Source organism: Lysinibacillus sp. FSL K6-1151 (genome assembly GCF_038630755.1).
Lineage (GTDB): Bacteria > Bacillota > Bacilli > Bacillales_A > Planococcaceae > Lysinibacillus > Lysinibacillus fusiformis_D.
In genome coordinates this window covers 303,678-317,810 of the sequence record NZ_CP152040.1, presented here as the reverse complement: position 1 = coordinate 317,810, position 14,133 = coordinate 303,678, and the positions used below count along the sequence as shown (strand labels likewise).

The 14,133-nt window shown below is 38.6% G+C and carries 12 protein-coding genes; 3 read left to right on the top strand and 9 right to left on the bottom strand.

What is annotated here, in order from left to right:
* Nucleotides 1–113: 113 nt before the first annotated feature.
* The gene (locus MHI04_RS01495; RefSeq protein WP_089934964.1) at nt 114–734 is read right to left on the bottom strand and encodes a TetR/AcrR family transcriptional regulator; all 621 of its coding nucleotides are present in this window, start codon (nt 732–734) and stop codon (nt 114–116) included.
* Between the two features lie 125 nt (nt 735–859).
* On the opposite strand from MHI04_RS01495, the gene MHI04_RS01490 reads away from it, so the two are divergent.
* The 3 genes from MHI04_RS01490 to ugpC all read left to right on the top strand — a co-directional run bounded on the left by MHI04_RS01490 (nt 860) and on the right by ugpC (nt 5,235).
* Nucleotides 860–3,046: an MMPL family transporter gene (locus tag MHI04_RS01490; protein ID WP_036118128.1), complete on the top strand. Its 2,187-nt coding sequence runs from the start codon at nt 860–862 to the stop codon at nt 3,044–3,046.
* A 142-nt stretch (nt 3,047–3,188) separates the two neighbouring features.
* Nucleotides 3,189–4,049, top strand: coding sequence for a helix-turn-helix domain-containing protein (locus MHI04_RS01485; RefSeq protein ID WP_089934960.1), 861 nt, complete (start codon nt 3,189–3,191; stop codon nt 4,047–4,049).
* 103 nt (nt 4,050–4,152) lie between these two features.
* Nucleotides 4,153–5,235: a sn-glycerol-3-phosphate ABC transporter ATP-binding protein UgpC gene (gene ugpC / locus MHI04_RS01480; protein WP_089934958.1), complete on the top strand. Its 1,083-nt coding sequence runs from the start codon at nt 4,153–4,155 to the stop codon at nt 5,233–5,235.
* Between the two features lie 76 nt (nt 5,236–5,311).
* Here ugpC and MHI04_RS01475 read toward each other — a convergent pair whose 3' ends face one another.
* The 8 genes from MHI04_RS01475 to MHI04_RS01440 all read right to left on the bottom strand — a co-directional run bounded on the left by MHI04_RS01475 (nt 5,312) and on the right by MHI04_RS01440 (nt 14,034).
* On the bottom strand, nt 5,312–6,193 hold the full coding sequence (locus tag MHI04_RS01475) for a MurR/RpiR family transcriptional regulator (protein ID WP_058844875.1): 882 nt from the start codon (nt 6,191–6,193) through the stop codon (nt 5,312–5,314).
* A 62-nt stretch (nt 6,194–6,255) separates the two neighbouring features.
* Complete coding sequence (gene murQ, locus MHI04_RS01470; protein WP_036118138.1) at nt 6,256–7,149, bottom strand: N-acetylmuramic acid 6-phosphate etherase; 894 nt, start codon at nt 7,147–7,149, stop codon at nt 6,256–6,258.
* A gap of 5 nt (nt 7,150–7,154) precedes the next feature.
* The gene (locus MHI04_RS01465; RefSeq protein WP_058844869.1) at nt 7,155–8,168 is read right to left on the bottom strand and encodes a BadF/BadG/BcrA/BcrD ATPase family protein; all 1,014 of its coding nucleotides are present in this window, start codon (nt 8,166–8,168) and stop codon (nt 7,155–7,157) included.
* Nucleotides 8,155–8,982, bottom strand: a complete 828-nt coding sequence (locus MHI04_RS01460; RefSeq protein ID WP_101966979.1) for a carbohydrate ABC transporter permease — start codon at nt 8,980–8,982, stop codon at nt 8,155–8,157. The genes MHI04_RS01465 and MHI04_RS01460 overlap by 14 nt, the downstream gene beginning before the upstream one ends.
* Before the next feature lie 12 nt (nt 8,983–8,994).
* The gene (locus tag MHI04_RS01455) at nt 8,995–9,939 is read right to left on the bottom strand and encodes a sugar ABC transporter permease (protein WP_058844868.1); all 945 of its coding nucleotides are present in this window, start codon (nt 9,937–9,939) and stop codon (nt 8,995–8,997) included.
* Between the two features lie 86 nt (nt 9,940–10,025).
* Entirely contained in the window at nt 10,026–11,318 is a 1,293-nt protein-coding gene (locus MHI04_RS01450) for an extracellular solute-binding protein (protein ID WP_036118179.1), read from the bottom strand.
* Between the two features lie 17 nt (nt 11,319–11,335).
* Nucleotides 11,336–12,355, bottom strand: a complete 1,020-nt coding sequence (locus MHI04_RS01445; protein ID WP_340812434.1) for a serine hydrolase domain-containing protein — start codon at nt 12,353–12,355, stop codon at nt 11,336–11,338.
* 164 nt (nt 12,356–12,519) lie between these two features.
* On the bottom strand, nt 12,520–14,034 hold the full coding sequence (locus MHI04_RS01440) for a DHA2 family efflux MFS transporter permease subunit (RefSeq protein WP_036118147.1): 1,515 nt from the start codon (nt 14,032–14,034) through the stop codon (nt 12,520–12,522).
* Nucleotides 14,035–14,133: the final 99 nt, after the last annotated feature.

Sequence of the window (14,133 nt, the reverse complement as noted above, 5' to 3'; positions counted from 1 at the left end):
TTGCTAAAAGGTCGTTTTCTGCTAGTGACATGATCTTTTTTCAACAACATAAAAGGAGTTACCTCAAATAATGAGATAACTCCTTTTATAAAAAATTACATAATCATTAAGTTTTATTTATTTTCAACAGACAGCCAAAAGAAATTTGTTACTTCCTTTGCCGTCACATCTACTGAGCCTAGCAAAGTTTTACCGTCGCCATCTTTAAAATATCCTACTGTCATTAATGCCATAAAGTTATGAGCGAAAAATTTAGCATTTCCTTTTCGAATCGTGCCATTATCCATCTCCACTTGCATGGTCTGCTCTATTGTTTGATACATATCATTTTCAGATGCCTGTACTTGTTTCAGCTGTGGTTCCGATAAATTGATGGTTGCCTCTTTCATAAAATTTTTCATATCAATATCGATAGTCGCTGATAAATGAACTGCCACAAGCTGCTCTAATCGCTCTTTAAATGGTATAGGCTGCTCTAAAATTTCTAGGATAGATAGCTTGATTCGATCCATCATAGCAATTAATGCAGATGTATATAATTCACCTTTAGTTGGGTAGTAGTAATAGATAGTCGCCTTTGTTACGTTACAAGCTTTAGCTACATCATCCATCGAAATATTTTTGTAGCCTTCTTTAATAAAAAGTCTTGTGGCCGTTTCAAGGACAAGATCTTTTGTTGGTTTCGCATTTCCATCATGGCGAGGTCTCCCGAGAACACGCGGTGATTGTTTCAACAAGTTCGCCTCCTTAAATTAAGCATACTTTTTACACATAGTATAACATATGAATATTTCTAGGTTGATTAATTAACCTTCTAGTATATATAATTAAATCACTTACATGAAATGGAGGTCTTCTCATGAAAAAACATCCACTTGAGCAATGGGGCTCAATGGTTGCAAGTAAAAAGGGTCGCTTATTAGCATTAGCTTTTTGGGTGTTATTAGTAGTGGTGCTGTCGTTTGCATGGCCACAAATCAATAGTATAGAAAGTGAATCCGGTAAAAATTTACCTGATACTGAAATGTCTGAGCAAGCAGCGGCGATTATTGCCGAGCAATTCCCTAACGATGCTGGAACACCTTTATTACTAGTTTGGCATCGTGACAGTGGTCTTAGCATTGAGGATTTTACGGCTATCCAAGGTGTTTATAGCGAGCTTCAGGCAAAGCCCTTAGCCCATCAAACAATGATCCCACCATTTGATCAAATGCCACCACAGGCTTTAATGACTTCCGCTTCCGAAAATGGCACAACGATTGTGACACCAGTGTTTTTTGAAAAAGATGTCGCTACAGATATGCTACAGGATAGTTTAGATCATCTGACAAAGGTAATGGAACGCTATCAAGTTCAATTAGATGAGAAATTATCCAGTGATGCACTCCATGTCCGCTATTCTGGACCAGTTGGGATTGCCACTGATGCTGTCAGTTTATTTTCACAGGCAGACGTGAAATTATTAATAGCAACCGTATTGCTCGTTTTAGTATTACTTATTATCATTTATCGTTCACCATTACTGGCTATTATTCCTTTAATTGTTGTAGGTCTTGCCTATGGTGTTATTAGTCCGACACTTGGTTTCTTTGCTGACCAAGGATGGATAGATAAGGATTCGCAAGCAGTATCCATTATGACTGTTTTACTCTTTGGTGCAGGTACTGACTATTGTTTATTTTTAATTTCTAAATATAGAGAAATTCTCTTAGATGTTGAGGATAAGACTGCTGCTATGAAGCTGACTGTCAAAGAATCAGGTGGTGCCATTTTAATGAGTGCTTTGACGGTTGTCATTGGTCTAGCTACTCTTAGTCTTGCTCATTATGGTGCATTCCAACGCTTTGCTGTGCCATTTAGCTTTGGCGTGCTTGTAATGGGAATTGCAGCACTTGTTGTCCTACCAGCTATTCTTGTCATAATAGGACGTGTAGCTTTCTTTCCCTTCATCCCTCGTACTGAGGAAATGGCAAATAAAAAAGGTAAAAAGCAGCATAAACCTTCACATAAGGTTAGTCATAAAATCGGACGTTTTGTTACACATAAACCATGGATTGTTATTGCTGTAACAGTCATTTTACTCGGGGGATTGGCAGCATTCGTTCCACGTATTCAATACACGTTTGATCTGCTTTCATCCTTCCCAAAAGATATGCCGTCCCGAGAAGGCTTTACTTTAATAGAAGAGAATTTTTCTCCTGGAGAGCTAGCTCCTGTTCAATTGGTTATTGATACTGAAGGTACCGATATTAATTTACAGCAACAACTTGCTGACATCTCTTATATTGATAGTGTTGCAGATGTACAAACTGGCAATAAAAATAAGGCTATTCAATTGTACGAATTAACTTTCAATGTCAACCCCTATGCAAAGGAATCATTAGCCCATATTCCTGAGCTTCAAGCTGAGGTAATTAAAATGTTGGAGGTACAAGGGCTCACTAGTGCTGAGAAGCATGTTTGGATTGGTGGAGAAACAGCCAGCCAATACGATACACAACAAATAACTAAGCGTGATGAGACCGTGATCATGCCAACCATGATTGCTTTAATCGCATTATTATTGTTTGTTTATTTACGCTCTATTACTGCTACGGTTTATTTATTAGCAACCGTTATTATTTCCTACTTTGGAGCATTAGGTGCTGGATGGCTAATTTTGCATCATATCATGGGTGCAGAAGCCATTTCTGGAGCTATACCACTGTATTCCTTCGTGTTCCTAGTAGCACTCGGAGAAGATTATAATATCTTTATGATCTCAGAAATTTGGAAAAAGCGTAAAACTGCTGATCATTTAACAGCTGTAGAAGAAGGTGTCGTCCGAACAGGAAGTGTTATTACATCCGCTGGACTCATCTTGGCAGGTACGTTTGCTGTGTTGGCAACTTTACCGATTCAGGTGCTTGTTCAATTTGGTGTCGTTACAGCCATCGGTGTGCTTCTCGATACATTTATTGTACGTCCATTGCTTGTACCAGCAATCACAACAGTACTAGGTAAATATGCATTTTGGCCAGGGAAGTTATTTAAAAAAGAGGCATAAACAGATAACACGGACATTAGATAAGTATGACTATCATACTTGCTAACATCCGTGTTTTTTCTATTAATACTATAAACATTTCATCATATAATTATACTAATTTAACTTTATTACTCTCCATTCAAATAAAGGAGTGGCATAAATGAACCTTCAAAAACTACAGCAACGCTTCCCATTATTAACCCCCTTTTCAGGTAAAACAGACGGAAACTATGTATTTAATTTTGACAACCATCTTTATGAAATTCCAGCACATACCGTGACACAAAGTGAATTTGAGCTGTTGCAAATTTTCTCAGATCCCATTGCCTTGCCACATGACTACGATAGGATTTGGCTAGATTATTTAACAGACCTAACGGATATTGCTCCATCTATCCTTCCTCTACATCGTTTGTTATTTCTTCACTTCGACAAAGATTTTACAGCACCTGCATTACTCCGCACAATCTTTGAAGCTTTACTAGGAAAAGATATTTTCATGCTATCCATACATCCACAATTATTTGTCATAATCGAATGTATTAAGGGTGATGAAATATTAAATTTTGCTCATTATCTTGATCCATTAATCGAGGATTTACAGGCTCATTTTAAGATTTTCGTATCTGATGTTATACCAGACGTAACGACGACTAAGGAGCGATTTAGCTGGTATGTCCACCTTCAACAATTTATTTGGACCTATACACCAAAGCATGTACTCACACAGCAGGAGATTTTAGTGCCATATGTCATGCAGCATATAGAGTCACATGAAAAGGAGATTTTTATTTCCTCTGTCTTAAAAAGTGCCACCTCTCAGCCTGAATTACTCCATACGATAAAGCAATTGATTGAATATGAAGGGAATATCACATTAGCTTCTAAAAAAATGTATATGCATCGCAATACACTACAAAATCGCTTAGAAAAATTTCAGCTATTGACGCAAAAGGACATTCGGCATTTTTCTCATCGACTAGATGTTTATTTCGCAATTATTTTCTTAGAATCACTTTAGGTTAACTGCACAATTAATGACCTCAACACTGTGCACTGTTTCTCTATCACTCTGTGCTGAAGTTATTTACAATAAAATTATGTCTTACAAAGGGGTGTATATTATGGCGGAATTACGGTTAGAGCATATCTATAAAATTTACGATAAAAATATTCAGGCTGTAACTGATTTCAATCTGCATATTCATAATAAAGAATTCATTGTGTTTGTAGGTCCATCTGGCTGTGGAAAAACCACAACTTTGCGTATGATTGCTGGCTTAGAGGACATATCAAAAGGAGAACTCTATATTGATGATGTCCTAATGAATGATGTGGAGTCAAAAGATCGTAGTATTGCCATGGTATTTCAAAGCTATGCTTTATATCCACATATGACAGTCTATGATAATATGGCGTTTAGCTTAAAGCTCCGAAAGGTCGATAAAAAGGAAATAGATCACCGCGTCAAAGAGGCTGCTAAAATATTAGGTTTAGAGGATTATTTAAAAAGAAAGCCAAAAGCTTTATCAGGTGGACAACGTCAGCGTGTGGCTCTTGGTCGAGCTATTGTTAGAGACGCTAAAGTATTTTTAATGGATGAACCTCTTTCTAATTTGGATGCCAAATTACGTGTGCAAATGCGTGCTGAAATCCAGAAACTCCATCAACGAATTCAAACAACTACAATCTATGTTACGCATGACCAAACAGAGGCTATGACAATGGCTACTCGCCTCGTCGTGATGAAGGATGGTCTTATTCAACAAATCGGGACGCCAAAGGAAGTATATAATACACCTCATAACATGTTTGTGGCAGGCTTTATTGGTTCACCATCCATGAACTTATTCCATTGCCACCTTACAGAAACAGAGATCCTTTTAGGAGAGCAGAGCTTCCCTATCCCATCCATGTACGTACCATTGTTAAAGGAAAAAAATTATTTAGGGAAAGAGATTGTTATGGGTATACGTCCTGAGGATTTACAAATTACGGATGTCGTTTCTCCTTTTGCTTTTAAGGCAACTATTGATGTTACTGAATTACTAGGTGCAGAAACTTATCTTTATTGTTCTTTAAACAATCAAAATTTCATTGCACGCGTACAGGCTGACAATAATTTACACCCATCCGATAGGGTTTCCTTTGTCATGAGGGAGGAAAAAATCCACTTCTTTGACCCTGAAACAGAAGAGCGCCTTTAAGCATACACTCTAGCGACTACAGCTGAATCGAAACCAAAAACGAAGACGATACTATGGGATAATAGATCGCCTTCGTTTACTTTATTTTATTTTTTCGTTTCGCCACTTTTTTATGCAGCCCTTGAATGACTGAACGTGTTTCGTCTAAATAGTCAACTGTCTGCTCATAGGCACTCGTCACGACTCCCATAAATAAAATATCAATGACGAGTAGTTGGGCAAGGCGTGAGGAGGTTGCACCACTTCTAAAAGTAGCTTCAACATTTGGAGATACATATAAGCAAATGTCCGCTAAACTAGCTGCTAAAGAACTACCATAGCGCGTTAAACTAATTGTAGTTGCCGGTGTTTCCCTAGCTATCTCAAGAATTTTAGCCACTTCATGTGTTTCTCCAGAAAAGGAAATGCCCACTACGACATCTCCCTCCTGTGCATTGACTACCGCTGTAGCTCCTAAATGTAGGTCCATAAAAGCTCTACTATTTTTATTGATTCTTAAAAATTTTTGATCTGCATCCATTGCTGCTATACCTGAAGCACCCACTCCAAAAAATATAATTTTACGAGCTTGTGATAAAGCAGTGACGGCACGCTCTAATTCAACTATATCTATTAAATTAGCTGTTTGTGCCAAAATTTCACTACTTTGCATCGTCACCTTTTCTACAATCGATGGCAATGCTTCATTTGCCTCAATATCCCGATCTACTGTTTTCGTATGTTGTAAATCACCAGCGATACGTAATTTCAGCTCTTGAACACCACTTATATTTAACGATTTACACAGACGAATGACAGCCGCACTACTTGTATGACTTGCTTCTCCCAATTCAACCGCAGTCATTTTAATTGCCTGTGTTGGGTAGTCTAAAATAAAGCTCGCTACCTTTTTTTCTGAAGGAGGTAGCTTCTCTCGCATTTCTGCAAGCATAATTAAGCCAGCATTTATTTTGTCCATTCTTCCATCCTCATCTCTTGTTGAATGGAGGTTTCAATTCACATCTCGCATCAAAACTTTCTTCATTCCACTGCTCTACGTACATGCCCTTCGGATTGGGCTAGTAATTCCGTTGCTTCTTCTATTGTTGTATTCGTCAGTAGCATCACAATCGATAGCTTCACTTGAAAATTAGTTTGCTCCAAAACACTTTCAGCCTGACTATAAGCAACACCTGTCACATCACAAACTATTTGTTTGGCTCGCTCTCGCAATTTAAAGTTACTAGCATGGACATCCACCATTAAATTTTTATAGACTTTGCCAAGCTTGATCATTGTGGCTGTTGTAATCATATTCAGTATTTGTTTATGGGCAGTGGCAGCCTTTAATCTTGTAGACCCTGTCAAAATTTCCGGACCAGTAATCACCTCTATCGCAATGTCCGTATACTGACTAATGGCAGAATGAGAATTACTAACTAAGCTGATGGTTTTCGCTCCTATTTGCTGCGCGTATATTAATGCCCCCTTCACAAAAGGTGTTCTACCACTTGCCGCAATTCCAATCACTACATCGCGGTTTGTTAGCTGTCGTTTCTTTAATTCTGCTTCGCCTAATGACAGATCATCCTCCGCTCCTTCTACGGCAATCATGACTGCCTCTTCCCCACCAGCCAATATTGCCTGTACAAGCGCTGGTAAGGTACTAAATGTGGGCGGACATTCCACTGCATCAAGCAAACCAATTCGCCCACTCGTCCCTGCACCTACATAAAATAAACGGCCACCATTCTTCAGTGCATGAACAGTAGCTGTAATAGCTTGTTCAATCTCAGGTAAAACTTTGGCTATGGCTAACGGTATTTTTTTATCCTCTTCATTCATCAGCTTTACAATTTCAGCAGTGGACATTAAATCTAGATTTGTCGTATCTGGATGGTAGCCTTCAGTCGTCAGTTTTGTCATGCGTTCCATTGAATTTAAATCCCTCCCGCGCTCTTTTCATGGATGCTCATCCAAGTTCCCTTTACCGTTTGCTGTAAAGCTTCTGTCATTTGAATCCCCTCACTCAAAAGCCCATTAATGAAAGCCCCAATAACAGGTGGCACTTCAGGTTGTATGAGCCGATTATGCCTAGTTGCTAGCCGTAATGTCTCTTGAAAACATTGCTTAAAATAAAGATTTTCAAATAAACCTCCACATATGACAATAGGCCAATTTTTCACTTGTGGTTCTTTTTTCAGCATCGTTTGGAGGAATTGCACTAAATGATGAATAGCCTGTTCGATAATATTCTTTGCTTTATCATTCTGTTGTTCAGCTAAACTTAACACCGTCCGAGCTATAGAGGCTATGAGGACACGTGGTTGTGGATGCTCATAAACATGGGTAATGATGTCAGTAGGATTTGTTAATGTTAGCTGCTCTAAAATGGCCGCAGTAAAGACATCTCCATTCATGCCAAAAACATCATAATGCTGAGCAATTACACGCAATGCCTCTTGCCCAATATAGTAGCCACTGCCTTCATCTCCAAATAAATAACCCCATCCTCCAACACGACTAACTTGATGATCTTTCCTGACAGCGTATACAATGGAGCCTGTGCCTGCTATTACAACGAGCCCTTGCTGGGTAAATGTACCGCTAGTAAGAGCCGCTACTGCATCATTGGTGATCGTTACCTTACAGGAGCTAGCAGGGAAAATGAAACCAATCCATTGCTCCCAGCGGACTTTATCTACTTGTCGATCTCCTCCTGCCACACATAAGAACACAGTCGAAACATCACTCTTTGTCGCAGCTATCTTTTGTAATAACTGGGCTAGTAGATGCTCAATCTGTATCCTTACCACGTTTGGTGGTGTCGCCTTCATATTTGTTCCGGCTCCTTCAACAACTGCCAGCACTTCTCCTTCTTTCGTTCCGACTACTGCGCGAGTTCTCGTTCCGCCTCCATCTACCGCAATAATGTATTGTCTATTTAATAGCACCAGCCGTCAGCCCTTCCATAAATTGCTTTGAAGCAATGAAGAATAATAGGATCATTGGTAATGATGCTAATGTTAGGCCTGCAAACAGCGAGCCCCAATCTGCGGAATGTTCCCCAAAGAGTGACATCATTCCAACAGGTATCGTCCGTTTCATTTTCTCTGTAATAAAAATAAGCGGGAAGAAAAAATCATTCCATGCAGCGATAAAGTTAATAATGACGACTGTTCCAAGTGCCGGTCTCATTAACGGTAATACCACATGCCAAAGGACTCTTAAGTTTCCTGCCCCATCTATACGGGCAGCCTCTTCCAGCTCATAGGGCATCGTTTTAAAAAAGCCTGTTAAGATCAGCATGGATAATGGTATGCCTGTCGCCATATTCATCAAAATTAAAGACCATAAGGAATTAATTAATCCTAAATCACGCATTAAAATAAAGAGCGGTACAATACCTAGCTTTATAGGGATCATCATGCCTAATAAAAAAATAAAAAACAATGCATGATTCCAAGAAAATTGAAAGCGAGCAATATAAAATGAAGCCAATGAACAAACAACAACAATCAATACAACAGATACAACGCTGACAAACAGACTGTTTAAAAAATACGTTGTAAATGGGATTTTAGATAATAATGTACGGTAAGTCTCTAAGCTAAAGCTAGTTGGTAAGCCTAATGGATTTTTGTAAATGTCCACGCTTTTTTTAAATGAAGATAAAATCATTAACAAAACGGGATATAAACTAATGGTCGCCACCATAAATACCACAAGATAATAAAAAGGTCGAACCCATATTGCACCTTGCTTCACTATATTCACCCCCTACATTTGGACATCCCTTTTATTGGCCAGGCGTAAAAATACCGTGGTACAAACTAAAATAAATAGGAATAGTACCGTTGCTAGCGCAGAACCTAGCCCAATAGCTGTCGCTCCAGAAGCTGTAGAGCTACCAAATGCCAAGCGATAGAAAAATACAGCTAAAGTATCTGTAGAATAATATGGCTCTCCCATGGAGCCCTGCATCGCATATACAAGCTCAAATGCCTCAAAGGACTGGATAAACGTTAAAATTCCCATGATCATAATAGATGGCACCATTAATGGCAAATAAATAGTGCGTAATAATGTAAAGCCTTTGGCACCATCCAATTTTGCTGCTTCAACTAACTCACTTGGAATTCCTTGAAAGCCAGCTAAAAATATTAAAACGCCAAAACCAAGCCCAAACCAACAATTCACTAAAATAATCGCTATTAAAGCTGTTCCAGGATCTCCAAGCCAAGCCTTTTGTAAGGTTTCAAGACCCAATTTCTCTAAAATAACATTTAAGGTACCAAAATTAGGATTTAAGATGAGCTTCCATAAGAAACCTACTACGATTACTGATAATAATCGTGGTAGAAAGAAAGCCGCCTTAAAAAACGCCGCTCCCTTAACTTTTTGGTAGATAATAAATGCAAGAAAGAATGCTAATCCATTCATCACTACCATTTGCAAAACAAAATACAGGACATTATGTTTGAAGGCGTTCCAAAACATGGAGCTATAAGGTTCTGTCGTAAAAAGCGTCACAAAATTTTGGAAGCCAATGAAACCGCCACGAGCCATCCCTTTCCATTCAAAAAAACTATAGGATAAAGCTGCTACTATCGGATAAAGTACAAACATTCCGTATACTATTAGTGCAGGAATTGGGAAAAGATGTATTGTCCATTTTGCCCACGATTTCCTCTTTCTTGACGATGAAGCTGTAGATTCTTTCATGCTGAACAGCCCCCTTTAATCATAATGAGACAACAAGACCCCTATACACCTTAGTGGAGTTTCAGGGGTCTATCTTAATACATTACTTATTGCTGAAAGGGCGTAAACCAAGCTTTAGCGTTTTCCTGTACTTTTTTGGCTACCTCTTCAGGCGTTACCTGATCTAAGTACATGCCCTGTAGCTCACTCTCAAGCAAGCTCTTTGTTGTCGGGTCCCCACCAGTAAAATTAGTCACCCACATATATGGTGTTGCTTCATTAGCAGTCGAGTTACTAATGTCATTTAGCAAGGCGTCATCAGAAGTAATGCCAGGAATAGCACTGATCATAGAAAATTCCCTCACAAACAGTTCACCAAATTCCTTTGTTGTTAAAAACGCTAAAAATTCTTTAGCTGCTTCTTTATTTTTTGAATTTGCATTGATCGCAAATGAACCATCTACCCAAGTTGTCACTGTTTTATGACCTTCTTTTGAAGGAATCGGGAAATACCCTAAATCTAAATCTGGATTCATTTCTAAGACAACAGGAATTTCCCAGCTACCGAGCGGGAACATCGCTGCATCCTCTAAAGCGAACAATGTACGAATATCATCCATTCCCAAGCCTTCTGAATTAGCTGGAAAATACTTTTTCAAGTCGTTCATCACTTGTATAGATTCGATAAACTGAGCGTCTGAGAAATCCTTTTCTCCCGTAAGCACTGCTTGATAGAAATCATTTCCTTCATAAATAGCGGGGCCCACAATACCGTGTAGCAACGATAATAACCAGCCTTCTTTTGTACCCATTGCAATGGGTGTAATGCCCTTTTCTAATAATTGATCATTTAAGGCTATAAATTCATCCCATGTAGTAGGAACTTCGAGATTATTATCTTTAAAAATCTTTTTATTGTAGAAAAATTGCGTTGAGCTTAAATTAATTGGTACACCATACTGATTCCCTTGCTCATCACGTGAAGCCATTAATGCCTCTTCAGGATATGCACGCAAACCGCTTAAGTCATTTATTTTCTCAACATAACCCGCCTCTGCAAGCTTCAACCCAGCTGCATATGGACGCAAGTGGAAAATATCTGGTCCTTCCCCCGCTTGTAATGCTGTATTGAGGACTGTGTTATATTCTGTATTTTTAGTTGGGTTAAAGGAAATGTGTATATCAGGATGTTGTTCATTAAATAAAGCAATTACTTTTTCATATTTGGCAACATCTTCTGTCCGCCAACTCCCTATTGTTAGGGAAACCTCTTCTGTTTTCGGCCCGTCTTCTTTACCAGGTGTTGTTGCGTTCGTTGATTTCTTATCGGTGTTACAGCCTACTAAAGCTACAACGAGTAATAAAAGAAACGGCAATAACCATTTACTCTTTTGTCTCATACCAACAGATCCACCCTTCATATCAGTAATTTTTCATAAATCATCGTATGAAGCTTCTCCCGAATCCTTCGCAGCTTTGTATTTCTCCCATAATGCACCGCATTCGTTAAGAAAATAACAAATGCTTTTTGAATAGGGTCCATCCAAATACTCGTGCCTGTAAATCCTGTATGACCAAATGAGTTCTTGCTCCACCTCCTACCAAAACAAAGTGATGTATCGTCCCCTCTCCATACTTCAAAACCAAGTCCCCTATTTTTGAATGTTTTTGTATAGGTAAGCTCCATCCATTCATATGGAATAACCGTTTGTTGCCTGATCCCTAAAAAAATTTCCGCATACTTTGCTAAATCCTCTGCGCACGAAAACAAGCCTGCACTCCCAGCAACCCCATCGAGTAATAGAGCTTTTTCATCATGAACAATCCCCTGAACAAATTTCCCTGCAAACATTTCAGTTGATGCCGCATGCCTTCTTTGTTGCTCCTGCAATCGAAAACGAGTATGGTGCATGCCCCATGACTTAAAAATCTCTTGCTCTACAAAACTGTTGAATGAACACCCAGTAACCTGTTCAATCACCTTTCCTAGTAGAATCATGCCTAAATCACTATATACCACCTGTTTATTTGGCTGACACACTACTTCACTTGCCATTATCTCCTGCATGATGTCACGTCTGTGATTCCGCTCTACCACTGGTGTTAAATCTGCCGGTAGCCCTGAGCAATGCTGTAATAACTGTTGAATCGTCATATCTGGGTAATGAAATGTAGGCAAAAATGTTTGAACAGGCTCTCTTAATGTTAATTGATTTCGACTTATCAGCAGTAAAATAGCTGGTACTGTAGCTACAACCTTCGTTAAGGAAGCTAAATCAAACAGCGTATGATTTACAATAGCTTGCTTGCTACCATCCTCAGCTGTATAGGCTCCATAACTGCCTGTTAATAGCCTGTTTTGTTGCTGTTGAACAATTAATACAGCTCCTGGCAGTTCCTTTTCGTTCACTAAGTCATTGATATATGCATCTACCACGAAAGCACCTCATTATATAAAAATCTAAATTTTCTGTAAATTATTATTATCATATAAAATAAAATGATGAAAAATAACAACAATCCTAAAATTTTTTTTCAAATAAACATATAAAAAACCCCCTTCGTTGGTAAATGTTTTACCTATAAAGGGGGTTCTGTTCATTATTTAGTTGGTTTTTTTAAATCCATTGAAGCTGCTGTGCTTTCAACTTTTACACGTTTTAAGAAGAAGGCAAGTACTACTGCAATCACTGTTATACCCGCTGCAATTAAGAAGGAGTGTGTAATACCATCTAATAAGGCAGTTTGCATAATCTGATCTTGCATTTGTTGCATTTGCTCTGCTGTAGGTGCCGCTCCTGATTGTGCAGCATTCGCTTTGGCTTCTACAATTAATTCTTCTGCTTTTGCTTTTGTACGATTATTCATAAATGTAACTAAAATCGCACTACCGATTGCTCCTGATACCTGCTGTAATGTATTGTTAATAGCTGTACCATGAGGATTCATAATTTGTGGTAGTTGATTTAAACCGTTTGTCATAATTGGCATCATGACCATCGACATACCAAACATACGAATTGTATACATTGATACGATATATGTGTAGCTTGAATCAATTTCTAATTTTGTTAAACCAAATGTTGCAATTGTTGTGATTGTTAAGCCAATAATGGCCAACACTCGAGGACCAAATTTATCGAAAAGCTTACCAGTGATTGGTGACATAATCCCCATAACAAGTGCCCCTGGAAGCATCATTAAGCCCGCCTCAAATGGTTCAATACCACGAATAGACTGTACATATGCTGGTGTTAAAATCATCCCTGAGAACATCGCCATAGAGATAATAACTGAGATGACAGACCCTAAAGCAAACATTGGGTATTTATAAATACGTAATTCCAGAAGTGGCTCATCCATTTTCAACTGCTTAATGATAAAAATTATTAAAGCGATGAAGCCAACTGTAATTGTTCCATATACCCATGGACTTGACCAGCCTTTATCCCCCGCTGTACTAAAGCCGTATAAAATACCACCGAATGCAACTGTTGATAAAAGGACTGAAGGGAAATCTAAGTGAACTTCACGTGTCTCCATCACGTTTCTTAGTTTCCACACACCAAATAATAAACTAATTATTGCAAATGGAATAATCATTTGGAAGAGCATACGCCAATCATGATGCTCCACAATGTAGCCTGATAATGTAGGACCAATTGCTGGCGCCATGATCATTACTAAACCAAAGATCCCCATCGCTGCTCCACGCTTCTCTTTCGGGAAGCTTGTTAGCATAACATTCATTAAAAGTGGTGACATACTAGAAGCCCCAGCTGCTTGCACCATACGACCTGCTAGCAGCACACCAAAGTTTGGCGCAAAGCCTGCCATAATTGTACCGATTGTAAAGATGGACATCGCTGTTATAAATAGATGTCTATTTTTAAAGCGTGTCACAAAGAATGCTGAAGCGGGCACTAAAATACCGCTCACGAGCATATACCCTGTTGCTAACCATTGTACCTTTGAATAGGTAATCCCAAAATCCTTCATGATTGTTGGTAATGCCACATTCAACAATGTGTTGTTTAGAAAAGCAACAAAAGCACCCACAAATAGAATAGCTATCATGCCGTAAGGGGGCTTTTTCATTGTTTGCTCACTATTCATTTATATCCCTCAATTCTTTCTTGTGTTTTGCGATAAAACTTATTTTATACTCGTAGTCTACTTTTTTCAACAAATAAGTTTATATTTTTTATAAACGTT